We start from the raw sequence: 19,087 nt of genomic DNA on the forward strand, positions 1-19,087 counted from the left end.
GGTGAGATTCCTTTTTCCTTGATAACAGAGCATATGGAGGAGTAACATGCGTTTACGCGGAAGAAAAGGAATACGGGAAAGTCTGGAAGAACAGCAGGACCTGGTCATCTTGGAGCCGGGACAGTATAAAGGAAAGTGGCAGCAGCTTTTTGGCAATGATCGTCCGATTCATGTGGAATTCGGTATGGGCAAAGGTCGGTTCATCAGTCAAATGAGCTATCGGAATCCGGAAATCAACTATATTGGCTTTGATATGTATGATGAACTGGTGCGTCGCGCAGCGGAAAAGTCGCGTCTGGCCTGGAGTGATACAGAGGTTGATACGCCGCCTAATATCAAATTGGCGCTTGCGAACATTGAACAGATTGAGAATGTTTTTGAACCTGGGGAAATTGAACGCATTTATTTGAATTTTAGCGATCCGTGGCCTAAAGCCAAGCACGCGCGTCGTCGTTTGACACATCCGCGCTTTTTGGACAAGTACCGGCAACTTTTAAATAGCAAGGGGCAAATTCATTTCAAAACCGATTCGGAGACGCTGTTTGAGTTCTCGCTGAATTCGTTTGCTGATAGTGGTCTGCAAATGACGAATATATCGTTGAATCTTCATCGTGATGGTATCAACGAAGAGCATGTCATGACTGAGTATGAACATAAATTTATGGGCAAAGGCATGAACATCCATCGTGTCGAGGTGTTGATTGGCAAAGATGCATTGGAAGAGTATGAGAAAATGCGTCTTGAGAAGTATGGGAAATAAATAAAAAACAGGGTGCTTCCTTTTAGGAAAGCACCCTGTTTGGTTCCAGTATATCCAAAATACTCTGTGCACTCTGAAGAGGATAATATCGCGCTACATTATGAACGTGATCCTGTCGCTTGCGAACGATTTCCGGAAATTCGTGTAACAGCCGGTTCATCCATTTAACGACAACATCCAGCGAAGTAATCGGTTCTCCGAAGCCTTGAGCCGTAAAGTATTGACAATTTTCTTCTTCCTGTCCGGGGAGAGGTTTGTGAAACAACATCGGAATCCCTTTTGCCAGCCCCTCGGTGCATGTCATTCCGCCGGGCTTGGTAATGAGCAGATTCGATACCTCCATTAATTTGTCGATTTTCCGCGTAAATCCGAAAATATGAATATTCGGATGAATGAAGCGGGGATCCAGCTGCATTTTACGACGAATTTTATCATTATGACCCAGACAAAAAATAAATTGAATGTTTTCTCTCCAGTGGGTAAGCGAGCGATGAATGACTTCGTCGTTCATCAGACCCCAGCCGCCGCCCATAACGAGTACGGTGGGAATCGGCTTAAGACCGAATTGGTCCCGGATTTCGTCGTGCCCCGGATGTTCCCAGAAATTCGGATGAACCGGAATACCCGTTACTTGAATTTTCGACATAGGCACTCCGCGTGTGCGCAGCTTACGCATGACTTCAGGCGTAGATACAAAGTAACGGTCCACCTCGGGACTGATCCACGTTCCATGCGCATCGTAATCTGTAATGACGGTACAGAGCGGAACATGTACGCCCAAGCGCTTCAAACGTGAAATTACTGCACTTGGGATGGGATGAGTGCATACCACCAAATCAGGACGAAGCTGCCGAAGAATGTTTCGGGTCTGCGTGTAGAACAGACGGTGCAAAGCGAGCGTTGTAAGACGGTTTAATGATTTTTTATACTGATGACGGTAAACCATTCCGATCAGGCGAGGCTGCGATATGACAGTCTTCTTATACGCTGTAATAATGAGCGGAGCCATTCTCGGATTCAAAAAGCTCCCTAATTCCAGCACTCTGGTCTGCACATTCGGAGAAAGCTTGCGCAAACTGCTTGAGAGTGCGTACGCAGCTTGAGTATGTCCGGCACCGAAACCTTCCGATAATAATAACACTCGTTTTTTAGCCACTCTCATTTCACCTGTTCCTGCTGGGATGTTCTCAATCATACCATATCGGCTTTAAGGCCAGAATGCAACCGTTCCTATTGCTGCTGATGTGCCGATGACCGCCCCTGCGAGTACGTCCGTAGGATAGTGGAGCCCCAGGTAAATTCGGGAAAAACCCACAATCAGCGCGACGGGCAGCAAAAGCAGTATTAGCATGGGGGACTGTAGCATAAAAGGAACGGTTACTGAAAAAATAGCGGTTGTATGCCCCGAAGGAAAAGAATGATCCGACAGGGGATTACGGAACGTATTCGTATCTGGCAGTGCCAGGTACGGACGAATCCGCGGGTACAGCTTTTTGGCGATGGCTACAGGGATGTGGCTGACTCCAAGCGCGATGGCCCCCTTCATACCGGATTCCTTCCATGGAAGCGGAGCGAGCAGCCATACAAGCAGTGTAGAGGTGATTGTAAAGGTCGCTCCCCCCAGATGTGTAAGATAATAAAGCCAGAAGTTCAAAAAACGATTGTGTAAGCGTCCGTTGATCCATTTGAACAACTGCTGCTCCAGATTTACAAGTTTTACGACTAGACGTTGCATTTGGTTTCCTCCGGTTGCCGTGCCGGGTTGGTCGGCAAATATTTTGAATCACTTGGACAGAATCAGGTGATAAGTCATTATTCTCTTGCTCTCATCATATTTTTAAACGCTGCTCATTTCAAGAATCACAACTTATCTGGTTCAATTCTACACAAAAATGTTAATGGAATATAAGTTGAATTGTATAACTTTCTTTGCGTTCATTCGTCTAATACGATAGAGTATTTAGAAGTGGCTGTTAAATGGACCACAAAAAAGGAGGGACTAAAGAAATAAAAAGTTAGCAAATGGATGAAAATAAGACCTACCGTCATGTATGAAAGGATCAGCGTCGCATTCCTGGTTCAAACGGGAGTTTGTCGTGTTTTTTTGCTGCTGAGAACGGTTTAGAGGCTTTGACAAAAGATTGAAAACCAACGAAAATCGTAATGGCGTTCCTGTGTCAGCCAATAGGGGGCTGCACACAGTCAATGAAAAAAGCAAGGGTCGGGTCAAAAACTACAAAAAAAGGCGCGCAAAGCGCCGCAACTTGCGCTACAGAGATAGAAAACAAACAAACGCAAGATTTTTAAGGGGTATAAAAAAGGGGGTAACAAGAGATTATGTTAGACGCCATTTTTGTGACGCTCCAGATTATTCTGGCGCTGATCGCGGTCTATCAGTTTGGATTCTCCTTGTTCGGTCTGGTTCGCAAAAAAAGGAAAGAGCATGCGGCTCCGGAAAAATCATTTGCCATTTTGGTCGCTGCCCACAACGAGGAACAGGTTGTTGGAGCATTGATGGAGAACTTGAAGCAACTTGATTATCCAAAGGAACTGTACGATGTATTCGTTATTTGTGATAACTGTACGGACAAGACGGCGGATATCGTTCGCGCACACGGCATGAATGCTTGTGAACGTACGAATCCGAATTTGCGTGGTAAAGGCTACGCCATTGAGTGGATGCTCAAGGAATTGTGGGCTATGCCACGTCAATATGATGCGATTGTCATGTTCGATGCTGACAATTTGGCACATACGAATTTCTTGAGTGAAATGAACAACGACTTGTGCACAGGTGCCCGTGTTATCCAGGGGTACATTGATACGAAGAATCCTGAGGATTCATGGATTACTGCGGCATACGGAGTATCTTACTGGTACATCAACCGTCTGTGGCAGTTGTCACGTCACAACCTGAACATGGCTAACTTCCTTGGTGGTACAGGCATGTGTTTTGAAACGAACCTGCTCAAGGAAATGGGCTGGGGTGCGACGAGTCTGGTAGAGGATTTGGAGTTTACCATGCGCTGTACGCAACGTAATGTATATCCAAGATTTAATTATGATGCCAAGGTATATGACGAGAAGCCGTTGACTTTTAAAGCTTCCTCCAGACAACGTCTGCGCTGGATGCAGGGTCACTTTACAGTCGCTCGCCGTTATTTCTTCCCACTGCTGTGGCAGAGCATCAAGCATAGAAGCCTGGTCAAATTCGATATGGCTCTCTATGGTCTGAACGTGTATATCGTACTGCTTACCTTCTTGATGACAGTAGCGATGTGGGTAGACATTACGTTATTTGGTGGACCTAATATCGAAAATATCTATGTACAATTCCCGGCCTGGACCGGTGCTATAGCTGTTGGTCTGAATATTACCACCTTTTTGATCGCGATGATCCTGGAAAAGGTCACGTTCAAAAAAGTGTATCTTTATTTGTTGCTGTTCCCTGTCTATCTGGTTTCGTGGTATCCGATTACGTTCTATGCGTTCTTTACGCAAAACAACAAGCAATGGAGCCACACCCAGCATACCCGTGTCGTTCGGCTGGAAGAAGTTCAAAGTAAGCAGGGCTAAATGCTGAGTGTATCGCAGATCCTAAGTGCCAACTGTTTTGAATAAATGTGTTGACACTCTGGTGAGTTGCGTGATAAGATGTTCAAGCATGTTAATTGAAAAGTATGGATTATAAGTAGAAGGTCCGACTTCTCACCTGTCCGGTATTGCCGGCTGGTCTTGATCCAATGATTTGTGAATTGAACTTTCATGATGAATTGAGTATCAGACAGGGATGTCGGCTGCATAGTCGTCATCCCTTTTTTGTGCTTTAACACAATACAACAATAACAGGTTCTGGAGGTGGAGGGTTATTAGTAAGGAACATATGATCAATGATGAGATTCGGGTGAGAGAAGTACGTCTGGTTGGTGCTAACGGGGAACAAATCGGGATTACACCGACTCGTGAAGCTCTGCAAATGGCGATTGACGCAAACTTGGATCTCGTGAACGTGGCGCCTCAAGCGAAGCCGCCCGTGTGTCGGATTATGGATTACGGAAAATTCCGCTATGAGCAACAGAAGAAAGAAAAGGAAGCCCGTAAAAACCAGAAGATCGTTGACATCAAAGAGGTATGGTTCCGTTCCAACATCGAGGAGCATGACTACCAGACCAAGTTTCGCAATGTGGTTAAGTTCCTGAATGAAGGGGACAAGGTAAAATGCTCCGTTCGTTTCCGTGGTCGGGAAATTACCCATGCTAATGTGGGTCAAAAAATTCTCGAGCGTGTGAAAGTGGAAGTTGCTGATCTTTGTACCGTGGAGCGCCAACCCAAGCTCGAAGGACGCAGCATGATTATGATATTGGCTCCAAAGAGTCAATGACAAATTAAGGAGGAAGTTCAATGCCCAAAATGAAAACACATAGCAGCCTTAAAGGCCGCTTCAAGATTACTGGTACTGGTAAAGTAATGCGTTACAAAGCTTACAAAAACCACTTGCTTTCCCACAAATCCAAACGTGCAAAACGCGTACTGGGTACTAACCCTGAGATGGCACCTGGGGACGTTAAGCGTCTGAAACAAGGTCTTGCTAACCTGAAATAGCACACAGCACGGCAATGAATTAAGCATAAACATTATTTGGGAGGTCTTTTGATATGGCAAGAGTAAAGGGCGGATTCGTCGTTCGTCGTCGTCATAAAAAAGTATTGAAGCTTGCTAAAGGTTATTTTGGTTCCAAACACCGCATTTTTAAAACAGCTAACGAGCAGGTAATGAAATCGCTTGTTTACGCATACCGTGACCGTCGTCAGACGAAACGTAACTTCCGCAGACTGTGGATCGTGCGTATCAATGCAGCAGCTCGTTTGAACGGTTTGTCTTACAGCAAACTGATGCACGGCCTGAAATTGGCTGGTGTGGACATTAACCGCAAAATCTTGGCTGATCTTGCAGTCAACGATATCAATGCGTTCAACTCTTTGGCAACTGTTGCTAAAGGCAAAATCAACGCTTAATTATTGAAATGAAGGCGTTGAAACCGCGAAAGTGGTTGAAAAGGTATCCCGAGCAGTATGCTGTGTAGGGATGCCTTTTTTTGTACATACTTAACGAAATGAAAAAAGTCCAAATTATTCAAAATACGAATAAACATGACGTATGATGACAGAATGTATGGATTTTACAATAGGTGTAGCGCTTACATTAATCAATTTTCAAAAAAAATTGACCCAAGGTTATTAATCATCTAGATTTTAGTCGATCATAATTGTATAATCTCTAAAGTAAGTCTTCTGTACGATCTGTCTCGACAGTAAATGGAATGTATGACGTGTCCATTTTCAGAGAAAAGAGACAGTCCAGGGATCTAACACTAAGGGGGAACAGTATCAGCATGAAGAAAATGTTCAGTATGTCTTTGGTTATGCTGCTAGCGATCTCAGTCATTCTCGCAGGCTGCGGTAACAAAAATCAAGGGGCGTCCAACGCAAGTGGCGGAGACGCAGGTGGTTCTGCCAAAACATCGAATGTCCAAATCGGCATGGTTACAGATGTAGGTGGAGTAAATGACAAATCGTTTAACCAATCTGCATGGGAAGCATTGCAAGCCATTGAAAAAGAAACAGGCGCCAAGGCTAAATACTTGCAAAGTAAATCGGATCAAGATTATATTCCTAACCTGAACCAATTTGTTAAGGGCGGTTTTAACCTGACTTGGGGTATTGGTTTTAATCTGGCGAATGCGATTGGACAAGTAGCGAAAGACAATCCTGACAAAAATCTGGCGATCATCGACAGTGTCGTAGATGCGCCTAATGTAAAATCGGTTGTTTTTGCTGAAAATGAAGGTTCCTTCCTGGTGGGGGTTGTAGCTGGTAAACTCACCAAAACAAACAAAATCGGTTTTGTGGGTGGACAAGATAGCCCGCTGATCAAACGTTTTGAAAAAGGCTTCGAAGCGGGTATTAAAGCAGTTAATCCAAATGCAAAATTGGAAGTAAACTACACAGGTGCGTTTGATAAGCCGGATCTGGGTAAAGCAGCGGCTGCAACGATCTACAACAGCGGTGCGGACATTATTTTCCACGCAGCTGGCGGATCAGGTACAGGCGTATTTAACGAAGCGCTCGCACGGAAGCAACAAGGTCAGCAAGTATGGGTTATCGGTGTAGATAAAGACCAATCGCTTGAGTTTGGTGATGACGTAACGTTGACTTCAATGGTCAAACGTGTGGATGAAGCCGTAAAACGCGTATCCCAGGAAGTTATCGACGGTAAATTTAAGGGTGGTATCGAAACGCTGGCTCTGAAAGATAACGGAATTGGCTTGGCGGATACATCCAGTAAAAACGTTCCTAAAGACGTGCTTGATCTCGTAGAACAATACAAGCAAAAAATTATTAAGGGCGAAATTACAGTTCCTTCGAAATAAGATTTGGCTTGCAAGATAAATAAAGGTGGCGACAAGGCTGGTTCACAAGACTAGCCTTGTTCTTACGTCTGGAGTTATACAGATCATAACGGTAAATCAGCTCATTGGAGCACATACTATAAAGTATATAAGGGTGATCTCATGGATGCAGCGACCCCCGTCGTTGAGTTAAAGCAAATTACAAAACGATTCCCCGGCATCGTTGCCAACGACTCCATCAGCATCAAGCTGCATAAGGGAGAAATTCATGCCCTTTTGGGTGAGAATGGTGCGGGTAAATCTACGCTTATGAATATTCTTTTCGGACTGTATCAGCCGGATGAAGGATCGATAGAAATCGGTGGAAAACCAGTACAGATTGATAGCCCAAATAAGGCGATTGATCTGGGTATTGGCATGGTGCATCAGCATTTTAAGCTCGTGCAGCCGTTTACTGTCACCGAAAATATTGTCCTGGGCTCGGAGCCACGCAAAGGTCTGAAAATCAATTATAAAAAGGCTGCCGCCGAAGTACAGCGGTTGTCTGAGCAGTACGGCCTTCAGGTGAATCCGAATGCCAAAATTGAAGATATATCCGTCGGCATGCAGCAGCGTGTGGAAATTATCAAAACGCTCTATCGTGGTGCAGATATCCTGATCTTTGACGAGCCGACAGCGGTACTGACTCCACAGGAAATCATTGAGTTGCTGGACATTATGAAGCGTCTGGTAGCTGAAGGCAAGTCCATTATTCTGATCACTCATAAACTTAAAGAAATCATGCAAATTGCAGATACAGTTACGATTATTCGTCGGGGTCAGGTCATTGATACGGTCAAGACATCGGAAACGACGCCGAATGACCTGGCGGAGAAAATGGTAGGCCGCCGTGTGACCTTTAAAGTGGACAAGCAGCCTGCGAAGCCGGGACAAACCGTTCTTGAAATGAGCAATGTGGTCTCTAAAAACAAGGATGGCATTAGCGTTCTGAATGAGCTGAACCTGCAAGTCAAGGCAGGTGAGATTTTGGGAATCGCTGGAGTGGATGGTAACGGACAGAGTGAGCTGATTGAAGCTTTGACCGGTTTACGCAAGGTCGATGGCGGACACATTCGATTGCTCGGACAAGAGATGACGAATCAGTCGCCACGTAAAATTTCAGAGGCAGGCGTTTCGCATATCCCGGAGGACCGGCATAAGCACGGGTTGGTACTCGATTTTTCCATGAGCGAAAACATGGTCCTGGAGTCCTACTATCAGGCTCCTTACAGTAAAAACGGCTTTCTGAACAAAGAGGCTATTGATAAGCAGGCGAAAAGTCTCATTGAGAAATTTGATGTGAGAACGCCGGATATTCATACCAAGGCGAGAGCATTATCTGGCGGTAATCAGCAAAAGGCAATCATTGCGCGTGAAATAGATAAAAATCCAGACCTTCTCATTGCGGCCCAACCTACACGGGGGCTGGATGTTGGAGCGATTGAATTTGTCCAGCAGCAACTGATTGCCCAGCGGGATCAAGGCAAAGCGGTATTGCTCATTTCTTTTGAACTGGACGAAATTATGAATGTTTCCGACCGAATTGCTGTCATCTATGAGGGCAAGATTGTTGGGGAAGTGCTGCCGGAAGAAACGAATGATCAGGAATTGGGACTGATGATGGCCGGAAGTGCAGTGAAGAAAGGAGTAGAGAATGGCTAACCTATTGAAAATATTTACGAAAGACTCCTTTGTTCTGGCGCTGGTCTCTATTATTTTGGGTCTTCTTCTGGGTGCTGTCGTAATGCTGATTGGCGGCTATGATCCCATTGTGGCGTATTCTGCACTATTTAGCCGTGTGTACGGAGACTCATACAATTTTGGTGAGGCAATCCGTGAGATGACCCCACTGATTTTGACGGGGTTGGCATTTGCTTTTGCTGCCCGTGCCGGATTGTTTAACATCGGCGGCGAAGGTCAATTTCTGGTGGGTATGACGGCTGCTTCGATTGTAGGCATCAAGCTGCATGGACTGCCTGCTATTATTCATGCACCGCTGGCAATCATTGCTGGGGCGGTATTCGGGGGTCTATGGGCTGCAATTGCTGGCTATTTGAAGGCCAAGCGTGGCGTTAATGAGGTTATCACCTGTATTATGATGAACTGGATTGGTCTGTATTTGGCTAACCTGGTGATTAACCAGTTCGCACTCATGGAGGGTGAAAATCGTTCCGTGGATATTCTGCCTTCCGCTTCGATTTCGATTGAATGGCTGTCACAGATGATGGGAAATGCCCGGGTTCATTGGGGGACCGTCATTGCTGTGCTGGCGGCGGTGTTTTTCTATATTTTCATGTGGAAAACCAAGCAGGGCTATGAACTGCGTGCTGTCGGATTTAATCAGGACGCATCCCGCTATGCAGGTATGAATGTGAATCGCAACATCGTAAAGGCGATGTTCATTAGTGGTGTTTTTGCCGGATTGGCGGGTGCCTTTGAAGTGCTGGGGGTATTCCATTATCAATCTGTCATGGCAGGATCGCCGGGGACCGGCTTTGACGGTATCGCCGTGGCGCTCATCGGGATGAATAATCCGTTCGGTGTGCTGCTTGGCTCTGTTTTGTTCGGAACGCTAACGTATGGTTCTGCGGGGATGAGCTTTAGCGCGGATGTACCGCCCGAAATTATTCGGGTTGTCATCGGCTCGATTATTTTCTTTATTGCAGCCCAGGGAATTGTACGTTGGGTTGTGAAGCCGCTCTACTCCAAGCGGAAGAAAGAGAAGGTGTTGTAAAATGAGTTGGTTAACACTTGGTGAATTAATCCATACAACGCTCGTTTTTGCGACGGCGATTATATTTGCCTCTCTCGGCGGAGTTTTTTCGGAAAAATCCGGTGTAACGAACCTCGGGCTGGAAGGTCTTATGGTGTTCGGGGCGTTTGCGGCGGGTGTAGGCGGATTTTATGCGGAACAAGCAGGGCTGGGGGGAACCTCTGCGGCTTGGGTAGGTGTGCTGTCGGCGGCGGTATTCGGCATTCTGGTTTCGCTGATTCATGCTGTAGCCTCGATTACGTTTAAAGCCGATCAGGTCATTAGCGGGATTGTTATTAACTTTTTGGCGGCAGGCAGTACACTATACATGGTTAAGCTTTTATTTGAGGGTGATGGGGATACTGGGCGAATTCAGGGGTTTAGCGAAATATCCATTCCCTATCTAGTAGATATTCCGATTTTGGGAAAAGCCTTTTTCCAAGCCTATCCAACGACCTATTTGGCCATATTATTAGTCATTATTGGATATTTTACATTGTATAAAACGCCGTTCGGCTTGCGTTTGCGTTCTGTCGGAGAGCATCCGGGCGCTGCGGATACCGTTGGTATCAAGGTAAATCGACTGCGTTATATCGGGGTCATGATCAGCGGTGCGTTGGCTGGTATTGGCGGAGCTACGATCACCTTGACGACGACAAATATGTTTTCGCATAATACGGTATCCGGTCAAGGATATATTGCCATTGCCGCTATGATTTTCGGAAAATGGAATCCGCTCGGCGCTTTTGGCGCAGCTGTGTTTTTTGGCTTTTCTCAGGCCATTCGCAACTATGTGCAGTTATTCGCATGGTCGCAAAGTATTCCCCAGGAAATTATTTTTATGCTGCCGTATCTCCTAACGATTATTGTTCTGGTAGCGGCTGTAGGGCGCTCGCGTGCTCCTGCTGCTTTGGGTCAGCTCTATGATCCAAGCAAGCGCTAATTTTACATGGGCAGCTAAAAGCTGTTTGTCTTGAAATCTGAAAATTGCATTTGTTCGCAAATCCGGTATCTGCATTCGCAGGTACCGGATTTTTTTAGGTTGTGCAGGCATTTAAACATACGCTTCTGGCATGGATGGAATAGACTGTGCTATGCAGATTGGACGAACGCTCGGCCCCTGTCAGCTCCAGTCTGTTTTTGTGGTGGCGGTGAGCTATCAAGGAGCCGTTCAATCTGTCCATCCGTTGAGAAAGAAGGAGGAAATACGATGAAACAGGCAGTGACCAGAAAGCAGGTGGAGAAGCTTGTCGGCAAAGTCATTCTGGCTACTCGCAAGGATGGTTCCCAGGTCAGCGGCAAGCTGATTCGCATTTCGGGTAACCGACTGATTCTTCAACCCAATCGTAAGAAAAAGGTAAAGACGAAGGCGATTATTCCCTTGGTGCTGTTCGACTTGCTTGCCATCGGCACGGCTCCTTATGTTGGTGGATATGGTGGCGGTTATGGCGGTTACGGAGCAGGTTATGGGGGACCGGGATACGGTGGCCCTCAGTACGGCCCATATACAGATGGGGGATACCCCGGAGGTTATCCGTTTTACCCCAATTTATTCTAGGATAATGGAATGATGAGCTGTAGGAGGTACTTTTTCACAATGCCTTTTCAAGTTCATGGCATCGGCTCAGGGAGACGTATCGTAGCATTTGGTACTGGTTGCGCAGATAAAAGCGGATTCCACGGATATTGTCTTCGTCTACCATGACTTTTGCCCGCTTGCAGCGTCGTAGTCGCCCATATTGCTCGGCATGCTCCAGCAGTTTTATTCCGTAGCGCTGGCCTTGATGAGACGAAGAGATTGCGATCAAATCAATATACAGCAGCTCTCCATGCAGCATGACATGAATGAAGCCGACAGGCTGTGCATTATCCGGCCTGCAAGCGACAAAAGTGATGCCCCGGTTTAAGCGCCGGGGTAATTCTTTACGAATTTGATCCATTTCTTGTGCGCTTAAATGCGATAGGGGAACAAGCTCTTGCTCGATCAGTCGAAGGATCATGCGGTCATCCTGAGCGCTGCGTTTGCGGATCATAAGCGGGCCTCCTTTTCCACCCTTTTAGCAAGGCAAGACGCAGCTTTGGAGGTGCGCACAGTCTCGCCGTGTGGTCTTTTTTATAATATGCGGATACCTCATGGAAGCGTGCGATTCAGAGGTACCCCGGAGAAAAAACATAAATTTTTATGAAATCTGGGTATTGACTATCCCAGATGGGGGACATATAATGTGTCTAAACATTTGAAAGAATGACATGAACTCAACGGCAATGAAAAGGACGAAGTGATTAGGGCTCTTTTGTTCAGAGAGTGAGGCATTAGCTGCAAGCTTCACCAAAATCCCTTTTTAACGAGCTCACCTTGGAGCTGTTTTCCTGAAAAGTATTTGGGCCCGATGATATTTAGCGGTGCGCTGAATCACCTATTAGGGAAAATCGTATGGTCTACGTTACAGACGCCAGATATGGAGATCCTTTGTGATTTCTGTACCTGCCAAGGTTCGGTATTGCGAAATATCGGGCAAACACGGGTGGTACCACGGAAGCTACAGCCTTTCGTCCCTCAGTAACAGCAAGTCTGTTCTAGGGATGGAAGGTTTTTTTGTTTTTACAAATGTCAGATGTATGTAAATTTTGTGAAGGAGGATGACCAATGAGTGCACAAATTCCTGAAGTTCGGTCAACCGATGAATTACGTGAAAAGTGGATGAAACCTGAAGTGATTACAGGTTCGGAAATTTTGCTCCGTAGCCTGTTGCTGGAGGGAGTAGATTGTGTCTTCGGATACCCTGGTGGTGCAGTGCTTTACATTTATGATGCCATGTACGGCTTTGAGGATTTCAAGCATGTCCTCACCCGTCACGAGCAGGGAGCTATTCATGCGGCAGATGGTTACGCACGTGCCAGCGGTAAAGTCGGCGTCTGTATCGCGACTTCCGGACCTGGAGCAACCAACCTGGTAACCGGCATTGCGACGGCTTTTATGGATTCGGTGCCGTTAGTGGTCATCACGGGTAACGTTGTATCTTCCCTGATCGGCACGGACGCTTTCCAGGAAGCCGATATCACGGGAATCACGATGCCGATTACGAAGCACAGCTATCTGGTAAGAGATGTAGAGGATCTGCCGCGAATCATTCATGAGGCGTTCCATATTGCCAACACGGGTCGCAAGGGTCCGGTACTAATTGATATTCCGAAGGATATATCGGCAGCCCAAACGCTGTTTGTTCCGCAAACGGGACCTGTGACCATGCGAGGTTATAACCCGAAGGTATTACCAAACAAAATTCAGCTAGACAAGCTGACTCAGGCTATTGCTGAAGCGGAACGCCCATTTATTCTGGCAGGTGGCGGGGTTGTATACTCCGGCGGACATGAGGCACTTTACGAGTTTGTTCGCAAAACGGAAATTCCGATTACGACAACATTGCTGGGATTGGGCGGTTTCCCAAGCGGTCATGAACTGTGGACGGGAATGCCGGGGATGCACGGAACGTACACCTCCAATCTGGCGATTCAACAGTCGGATTTGCTAATCTGTATTGGTGCCCGCTTTGATGACCGGGTGACAGGCAAGCTGGACGGCTTTGCTCCTCACGCCAAAATCGTCCATATTGATATCGATCCTGCTGAAATCGGTAAAAACGTACCGACAGACATTCCGATTGTAGGCGATGTGAAAGCGGTACTGGAATTGCTGAATCAGGATGTGAAACGCGCGAATCGAGCGGATGCATGGAGAGCGCAAATTCAACAATGGAAAAATGAGAAGCCTTATTCTTATAAGGATTCGGATACAGTGCTTAAGCCGCAATGGGTTGTCGAGCTGCTGGATGAAACGACCAAAGGCGGCGCAATCGTAACGACGGATGTGGGTCAGCATCAAATGTGGGCGGCGCAGTATTATAAATTCAATCAGCCGCGCTCATGGGTAACATCCGGTGGGCTGGGCACGATGGGATTTGGTTTCCCTTCCGCGATCGGCGCTCAGATGGCGAATCCCGACAGACTGGTTATCTCAATTAACGGAGACGGCGGCATGCAGATGTGTTCGCAGGAGCTGGCCATTTGTGCAATCAATAACATCCCGGTCAAAATCGTAATTATCAACAATCAGGTGCTGGGGATGGTTCGACAATGGCAGGAATTGATCTATGACAATCGCTATAGCCATATTGATCTGGCCGGAAGCCCGGATTTTGTGAAACTGGCTGAGGCATACGGCGTAAAAGGACTGCGTGCTACGAATAAGGAAGAGGCACGTCGGGCTTGGCAGGAGGCGCTTGATACACCCGGACCGGTCGTTGTCGAGTTTGTGGTCAACAAGGAAGAGAATGTATATCCGATGGTGACGCAAGGTTCGACGATTGATCAAATGCTGATGGGGGACGAGTAAAATGACGATTAAAAATACCATTGCTGTACTGGTAAATGATCATCCCGGCGTTTTGCAGCGTGTGTCCGGCCTGTTCGGTCGCCGTGGTTTTAACATTGAGAGCATTACCGTGGGTCAATCGGAGGAAGCTGGATTATCCCGTATGGTCATTGTGACCATAGGAGATGAGAACAATCTGGAGCAGATTGAAAAGCAGCTTTACAAGCTGGTTGATGTAATCAAGGTTATTGATCTTAGCTCCAAGCCAATGGTTGCGCGGGAATTGGCGATGATTAAGGTGAAAGCAGAACCACCTCAGCGGCCAGAAATTATGGGTGTCGTGGAAACGTTCAGAGCAGCAGTAGTTGATGTTGGAACGACGAGCTTGATTGTTCAGGTCATTGGCGATACCGAAAAAATTGATGCTATGATCGAGTTGTTGAAGCCCTACGGTATTCGTGAGCTGACCCGAACCGGGGTTACGGCCATGATACGTGGCAATGCTTAATACGGAGCTTTAACGAATTACCGCTTATAGCGCATTACATCAATAAAGAACCGCCCGCATAAGAGCGGGGGCTCGAAGAGATTTTCAAATTTTGGTAACGAGGCAGAGTCTCTTGGAGTACCCGCTCATTATGAAGGGTCCAATTAAAAGGAGGAAATTAACCATGGCAGTTACAACGTACTACGAAAAAGATGCAGAGCTCAGCGTATTGAAAGGAAAAACAGTTGCCGTTATCGGTTACGGTAGCCAAGGACATGCTCAAGCACAAAACTTGCGTGATAGTGGTCTGAATGTTGTTATCGGTTTGCGTGAAGGCAAATCGGCAGATGTTGCAAGAAACGACGGTTTTGAAGTTCTGAACGTGGCTGATGCAACAAGCCGTGCAGATGTGGTTCAAATTTTGTTGCCGGATGAAACACAAGCTTCTGTGTACAAAAATGAAATTGAACCTAACCTGAAAAAAGGCGCAGCTCTTTTATTCTCCCATGGTTTCAACGTTCATTTCGGACAAATCGTTGCTCCTAAAGATAGCGATGTACTGCTGGTTGCTCCAAAATCCCCAGGTCATATGGTACGTCGTACCTATGTAGAAGGTTTTGGCGTACCGGGTCTGATCGCAATCGAGCAGGATGCAACGGGTCAAGCGAAAGAAATCGGTCTTGCATATGCCAAAGGTATTGGCTGTACACGTGCAGGCGTGATCGAAACCTCCTTCCGTGAAGAAACTGAAACGGATCTGTTCGGTGAGCAAGCGGTATTGTGTGGCGGCGTGAGCGCACTCGTAAAAGCGGGCTTTGAAACGCTGACTGAAGCAGGATATGCTCCTGAGATGGCTTACTTCGAATGCTTGCATGAGCTTAAGCTGATCGTTGACCTGATGTATGAAGGCGGATTGGCAACAATGCGGGATTCTATCAGTAACACAGCGGAATATGGCGACTATGTAACTGGACCACGTATCGTAACAGAAGATACGAAGAAAGCAATGAAAGACGTATTGACAGACATTCAACAAGGTAAATTTGCTCGTGACTTTATCCTTGAAAATCAATCCGGACGTGCATTCCTGACGGCTACTCGCCGTAATGAAGCTAACCATCCGATTGAAGTGGTGGGCGGACAATTGCGCGAAATGATGCACTGGATCAAAAAATAAGATCTTTTTGTACAACGAGTTCGACAATATGATTCATTCATAATGTAATCTTACAATGCGGCCCTGCTTATTGCGTGAGCCGCATTGTAATTTAATGCTTCTATCCTGAGGGAGGTGTGTTAGGTTGCGCAAAATATATATATTTGACACAACGTTGAGAGACGGAGAACAGTCACCTGGTGTGAACTTGAATACCCGTGAGAAAGTAGAGATCGCCTACCAGTTGGAGAAACTGGGAATTGACCGTATGGAAGCTGGCTTTCCGGCTGCTTCTCCGGGTGACCTGGCTGCTGTCAATGCAGTCGCCAAGGCTGTCAAAAATTCAACGGTTATTGGTCTTTCACGTGCGAGGGAACAAGATATTGATGCGGTCCGCGAGGCACTTAAGGGAGCTCAGGACCCATGTATCCATATCTTTTTGGCAACCTCTCCGATTCACCGTCAGCATAAGCTGCGGATGGAGAAGGCACAGGTATTGGAAACCGCTCGTTCAGCCATTCGTTACGGGTTAAAATATTTGCCAAAGGTAGAGTTTTCTCTGGAGGATGCAGGTCGTACAGAGCTTGATTTTGTGGTGGAAATGGTCACCATGGCTGTACAGGAAGGTGTGTCTGTCGTCAATATTCCGGATACCGTGGGTTACTTGACACCATATGAATACGGCAACATTTTCAAGCATGTTAAGGAGAATGTGGTTGATGTGGAAAAGGTTCAACTGAGCGCACATTGCCACAACGACCTGGGAATGGCTACGGCCAATACACTGGCTGCGATCCTGAACGGGGCGGATCAGATTGAGGGCACCATTAACGGTATCGGTGAACGCGCCGGAAATACCGCTATTGAGGAAATTGCAATGGCGCTGGAGACGAGACAGGAATTTTTCCAGGCCAAAACGTCTCTGCAACTGTCCGAGATCGCACGTACGAGCCGGTTGGTCAGCCGCCTGACGGGCATGGTTGTGCCGGGCAACAAGGCGATTGTTGGAGCGAATGCTTTTGCACATGAATCGGGTATTCACCAGGATGGCATGTTGAAGGAAAAAACGACCTACGAAATCATGACGCCGGAAAGTATTGGTTTGAAGGAGAGCAAGCTGGTACTGGGCAAGCATTCCGGTCGCCATGCTTTCCGCGAACGTTTGATCGAGCTGGGCTACGAATTGAGCGAAGAGGAGCTGAACCGCTCTTTCGGACAGTTCAAGGATTTGGCTGATAGGAAGAAAGAAGTATCGGATGATGATATCCTGGCGCTACTGGAAGAAAAACTGGCCGATTCACCGGAAGTCTTCAAGCTGGAAACGATTTTCGTAACCTATGGCAACGAGGCTACACCTTCCGCCAAGGTACGTTTGGTTACCGACGAAGGTCAGGTTATTGAGACGGAAGCTGAAGGGAACGGCTCGGTCGATGCGATTTACAATGCGATTGACCAAGCCAGCAGCGAGGTAGTCGTTCTTTCGGATTACTCGATCAAGTCTGTTACCCAAGGTAAGGATGCTCTGGGTGAAGTGCATGTCGTGTTGACCCAAAACGATCTGTCTGTACAGGGACGTGGGGTAAGCACTGACATTCTGGAAGCAAGTGCCCGCGCTTATGTGGATGCATTGAATGGCTTGATCGACAAGCGTAAAAACTACAGCAATCGTGTAGATTACAAGTCCTAATGGTTGCGAATCAAGCAATTTGGAGTTTACAGGATCGGGTATTTCCGGTCCTGTTTTGTTTTGTCTTACTACAGCTTTTCAGCTTATAGGCTAATCCTATTAAATTGATAGATTCTATATCTTGGTCAAAGCCCTGTCATGTATGTTACAAAGAAGGTATGAATAATACGCCCGTAAGGCTGTAAAACAAGAGGAGTGTACGTGATGGCAGACGTGAAAAAGATTGCGGTAATAGCCGGGGACGGAATTGGACCGGAAGTGGTCGCTGAGGCAGAGAAAATTTTGAAGCGTACGGAGGAAGTGTTTGGCCATTCATTTGAAACGGAGCATGCACTGTTCGGTGGAATTGCCATTGATGAGAAGGGTACACCATTGCCGCAAGAAACGCTGGCTGTCTGCCAATCTGCAGATGCCGTACTGTTGGGAGCCGTAGGTGGTCCCAAGTGGGATAACAATCCGAAGGAGCTTCGCCCTGAAACAGGATTGCTGGGTATACGCAAAGAGCTGGGACTGTTCTCGAATCTTCGTCCGGCTGTCGTCTTCGACTGTCTCAAGGACGCATCGACACTGAAACCTGAAGTGCTGGAAGGAACGGATCTGATCGTTGTGCGCGAGCTGACGGGCGGCATCTACTTCGGTGAGAAGTTCAGACGTGAAAGCCCGCAGGGTGAGGAAGCTGTCGATACATGTGCATATAATGTAATGGAAGTGGAGCGCATTGTTCGCCAATCTTTCGAGATTGCACAAAAGCGTCGCAAAAAGCTCGCATCGGTGGACAAGGCCAACGTGCTGGAAACTTCCCGTTTGTGGCGTGAAGTGGTTAACCGGGTCGCAGTAGACTATCCGGATGTTGAACTGGAGCATGTGCTGGTTGATAACTGCGCAATGCAATTGCTGCGTCGGCCGTCCAGCTTTGACGTCATCGTGACGGAAAATATGTTCGGCGATATCCTTAGTGACGAAGCGGCTATGCTGACCGGGTCCATCGGTATGCTGTCCTCCGCTTCTCTCGGGGAAGGCAGCTTCGGTCTGTACGAGCCGGTCCACGGCTCGGCACCGGACATTGCGGGTCAAGGACTGGCCAACCCGATTGCAACCATCCTGTCCGTTGCTTTAATGTTCCGTATGACCTTCGGATATGAGAAAGCTGCTGATGCCATTGAGAAGGCGGTAGCTGAGGTACTGGATGCCGGACATCGCACAGCCGATATCGCGGTGGATAAATCCAAGGCCATCTCGACAACTCGAATGGGCGATCTGATCGCAGCGGCTATTCGATAAAAGCTTAGAGGCTTCCTTAAAACAAGGTAGCTGATTATACAGCAAGTGCATGATGATACAGCAGCTCCTGAGCCATCAGGGGCTGCTGTTATATCCGGAAGTGTACAACCTGGTGAATGTGTATAAATTGTGAATTTTCAAAAC

19 protein-coding genes are annotated in these 19,087 nt (G+C 47.0%); 15 read left to right on the plus strand and 4 right to left on the minus strand.

Annotation, left to right across the window (positions count from 1 at the left end):
• Positions 1–46 precede the first annotated feature (46 nt).
• Complete coding sequence (gene trmB, locus ABIA61_RS13105) at positions 47–760, plus strand: tRNA (guanosine(46)-N7)-methyltransferase TrmB (RefSeq protein WP_283655210.1); 714 nt, start codon at positions 47–49, stop codon at positions 758–760.
• Positions 761–782: 22 nt separating this feature from the next.
• Here the strand turns inward: trmB and ABIA61_RS13110 are convergent, their stop codons facing one another.
• Positions 783–1,916: an MGDG synthase family glycosyltransferase gene (locus ABIA61_RS13110; protein WP_483874943.1), complete on the minus strand. Its 1,134-nt coding sequence runs from the start codon at positions 1,914–1,916 to the stop codon at positions 783–785.
• Positions 1,917–1,967: 51 nt separating this feature from the next.
• The gene (locus ABIA61_RS13115) at positions 1,968–2,495 is read right to left on the minus strand and encodes a phosphatase PAP2 family protein (protein WP_283655212.1); all 528 of its coding nucleotides are present in this window, start codon (positions 2,493–2,495) and stop codon (positions 1,968–1,970) included.
• A 602-nt stretch (positions 2,496–3,097) separates the two neighbouring features.
• Between ABIA61_RS13115 and ABIA61_RS13120 the strand changes: the two genes are divergently transcribed.
• The 8 genes from ABIA61_RS13120 to ABIA61_RS13155 all read left to right on the plus strand — a co-directional run bounded on the left by ABIA61_RS13120 (position 3,098) and on the right by ABIA61_RS13155 (position 10,903).
• Positions 3,098–4,336: a glycosyltransferase family 2 protein gene (locus ABIA61_RS13120; RefSeq protein ID WP_283655213.1), complete on the plus strand. Its 1,239-nt coding sequence runs from the start codon at positions 3,098–3,100 to the stop codon at positions 4,334–4,336.
• Between the two features lie 307 nt (positions 4,337–4,643).
• Positions 4,644–5,141, plus strand: a complete 498-nt coding sequence (infC, locus tag ABIA61_RS13125) for a translation initiation factor IF-3 (RefSeq protein ID WP_014280557.1) — start codon at positions 4,644–4,646, stop codon at positions 5,139–5,141.
• Between the two features lie 20 nt (positions 5,142–5,161).
• Positions 5,162–5,362 (plus strand): 50S ribosomal protein L35, encoded by a 201-nt coding sequence (gene rpmI / locus ABIA61_RS13130; protein ID WP_013309379.1) that lies wholly within the window; start codon positions 5,162–5,164, stop codon positions 5,360–5,362.
• A 53-nt stretch (positions 5,363–5,415) separates the two neighbouring features.
• Positions 5,416–5,775, plus strand: coding sequence for a 50S ribosomal protein L20 (gene rplT / locus ABIA61_RS13135; RefSeq protein WP_007429517.1), 360 nt, complete (start codon positions 5,416–5,418; stop codon positions 5,773–5,775).
• Positions 5,776–6,152: 377 nt separating this feature from the next.
• Positions 6,153–7,190, plus strand: a complete 1,038-nt coding sequence (locus ABIA61_RS13140; protein WP_283655214.1) for a BMP family lipoprotein — start codon at positions 6,153–6,155, stop codon at positions 7,188–7,190.
• 141 nt (positions 7,191–7,331) lie between these two features.
• Complete coding sequence (locus ABIA61_RS13145; RefSeq protein WP_283655215.1) at positions 7,332–8,870, plus strand: ABC transporter ATP-binding protein; 1,539 nt, start codon at positions 7,332–7,334, stop codon at positions 8,868–8,870.
• Positions 8,863–9,942, plus strand: coding sequence for an ABC transporter permease (locus ABIA61_RS13150; protein ID WP_283655216.1), 1,080 nt, complete (start codon positions 8,863–8,865; stop codon positions 9,940–9,942). Before ABIA61_RS13145 ends, ABIA61_RS13150 begins: the two co-directional genes overlap by 8 nt.
• A 1-nt stretch (position 9,943) precedes the next feature.
• Positions 9,944–10,903: an ABC transporter permease gene (locus ABIA61_RS13155; RefSeq protein WP_283655217.1), complete on the plus strand. Its 960-nt coding sequence runs from the start codon at positions 9,944–9,946 to the stop codon at positions 10,901–10,903.
• A gap of 94 nt (positions 10,904–10,997) precedes the next feature.
• Here the strand turns inward: ABIA61_RS13155 and ABIA61_RS13160 are convergent, their stop codons facing one another.
• Positions 10,998–11,144, minus strand: coding sequence for a hypothetical protein (locus ABIA61_RS13160; protein ID WP_404580826.1), 147 nt, complete (start codon positions 11,142–11,144; stop codon positions 10,998–11,000).
• A gap of 26 nt (positions 11,145–11,170) precedes the next feature.
• Between ABIA61_RS13160 and ABIA61_RS13165 the strand changes: the two genes are divergently transcribed.
• The gene (locus ABIA61_RS13165) at positions 11,171–11,518 is read left to right on the plus strand and encodes a hypothetical protein (RefSeq protein ID WP_283655218.1); all 348 of its coding nucleotides are present in this window, start codon (positions 11,171–11,173) and stop codon (positions 11,516–11,518) included.
• 34 nt (positions 11,519–11,552) lie between these two features.
• Here the strand turns inward: ABIA61_RS13165 and ABIA61_RS13170 are convergent, their stop codons facing one another.
• The gene (locus ABIA61_RS13170; protein WP_044646666.1) at positions 11,553–11,993 is read right to left on the minus strand and encodes a GNAT family N-acetyltransferase; all 441 of its coding nucleotides are present in this window, start codon (positions 11,991–11,993) and stop codon (positions 11,553–11,555) included.
• A 614-nt stretch (positions 11,994–12,607) separates the two neighbouring features.
• Here ABIA61_RS13170 and ilvB point away from each other — a divergent pair.
• The 5 genes from ilvB to leuB all read left to right on the plus strand — a co-directional run bounded on the left by ilvB (position 12,608) and on the right by leuB (position 18,943).
• The gene (gene ilvB / locus ABIA61_RS13175; RefSeq protein ID WP_283655219.1) at positions 12,608–14,353 is read left to right on the plus strand and encodes a biosynthetic-type acetolactate synthase large subunit; all 1,746 of its coding nucleotides are present in this window, start codon (positions 12,608–12,610) and stop codon (positions 14,351–14,353) included.
• Position 14,354: 1 nt separating this feature from the next.
• Positions 14,355–14,840 (plus strand): acetolactate synthase small subunit, encoded by a 486-nt coding sequence (gene ilvN, locus ABIA61_RS13180; RefSeq protein ID WP_283655220.1) that lies wholly within the window; start codon positions 14,355–14,357, stop codon positions 14,838–14,840.
• Positions 14,841–15,003: 163 nt separating this feature from the next.
• On the plus strand, positions 15,004–15,996 hold the full coding sequence (gene ilvC / locus ABIA61_RS13185) for a ketol-acid reductoisomerase (RefSeq protein ID WP_014280566.1): 993 nt from the start codon (positions 15,004–15,006) through the stop codon (positions 15,994–15,996).
• Positions 15,997–16,120: 124 nt separating this feature from the next.
• Positions 16,121–17,662 carry a 2-isopropylmalate synthase gene (locus tag ABIA61_RS13190; protein WP_404580827.1) on the plus strand — a complete coding sequence of 514 codons (1,542 nt, stop codon included), beginning with the start codon at positions 16,121–16,123 and terminating at the stop codon, positions 17,660–17,662.
• 204 nt (positions 17,663–17,866) lie between these two features.
• A complete protein-coding gene (leuB, locus tag ABIA61_RS13195) occupies positions 17,867–18,943 on the plus strand; it encodes a 3-isopropylmalate dehydrogenase (protein ID WP_283655221.1) in 1,077 nt (358 codons plus the stop codon).
• Positions 18,944–19,087 lie beyond the last annotated feature (144 nt).

This window comes from Paenibacillus sp. RC21 (genome assembly GCF_044907935.1).
GTDB lineage: Bacteria > Bacillota > Bacilli > Paenibacillales > Paenibacillaceae > Paenibacillus > Paenibacillus terrae_A.

Bases quoted from the DNA above. Each gene is read 5' to 3' on its own strand.
- trmB (WP_283655210.1), top strand. From the start codon at position 47: ATGCGTTTACGCGGAAGAAAAGGAATACGGGAAAGTCTGGAAGAACAG.
- ABIA61_RS13115 (WP_283655212.1), bottom strand. From the start codon at position 2,495: ATGCAACGTCTAGTCGTAAAACTTGTAAATCTGGAGCAGCAGTTGTTC.
- ABIA61_RS13120 (WP_283655213.1), top strand. From the start codon at position 3,098: ATGTTAGACGCCATTTTTGTGACGCTCCAGATTATTCTGGCGCTGATC.
- infC (WP_014280557.1), top strand. From the start codon at position 4,644: ATGATCAATGATGAGATTCGGGTGAGAGAAGTACGTCTGGTTGGTGCT.
- rpmI (WP_013309379.1), top strand. From the start codon at position 5,162: ATGCCCAAAATGAAAACACATAGCAGCCTTAAAGGCCGCTTCAAGATT.
- rplT (WP_007429517.1), top strand. From the start codon at position 5,416: ATGGCAAGAGTAAAGGGCGGATTCGTCGTTCGTCGTCGTCATAAAAAA.
- ABIA61_RS13140 (WP_283655214.1), top strand. From the start codon at position 6,153: ATGAAGAAAATGTTCAGTATGTCTTTGGTTATGCTGCTAGCGATCTCA.
- ABIA61_RS13145 (WP_283655215.1), top strand. From the start codon at position 7,332: ATGGATGCAGCGACCCCCGTCGTTGAGTTAAAGCAAATTACAAAACGA.
- ABIA61_RS13150 (WP_283655216.1), top strand. From the start codon at position 8,863: ATGGCTAACCTATTGAAAATATTTACGAAAGACTCCTTTGTTCTGGCG.
- ABIA61_RS13155 (WP_283655217.1), top strand. From the start codon at position 9,944: ATGAGTTGGTTAACACTTGGTGAATTAATCCATACAACGCTCGTTTTT.
- ABIA61_RS13160 (WP_404580826.1), bottom strand. From the start codon at position 11,144: ATGGACAGATTGAACGGCTCCTTGATAGCTCACCGCCACCACAAAAAC.
- ABIA61_RS13165 (WP_283655218.1), top strand. From the start codon at position 11,171: ATGAAACAGGCAGTGACCAGAAAGCAGGTGGAGAAGCTTGTCGGCAAA.
- ABIA61_RS13170 (WP_044646666.1), bottom strand. From the start codon at position 11,993: ATGATCCGCAAACGCAGCGCTCAGGATGACCGCATGATCCTTCGACTG.
- ilvB (WP_283655219.1), top strand. From the start codon at position 12,608: ATGAGTGCACAAATTCCTGAAGTTCGGTCAACCGATGAATTACGTGAA.
- ilvN (WP_283655220.1), top strand. From the start codon at position 14,355: ATGACGATTAAAAATACCATTGCTGTACTGGTAAATGATCATCCCGGC.
- ilvC (WP_014280566.1), top strand. From the start codon at position 15,004: ATGGCAGTTACAACGTACTACGAAAAAGATGCAGAGCTCAGCGTATTG.
- leuB (WP_283655221.1), top strand. From the start codon at position 17,867: ATGGCAGACGTGAAAAAGATTGCGGTAATAGCCGGGGACGGAATTGGA.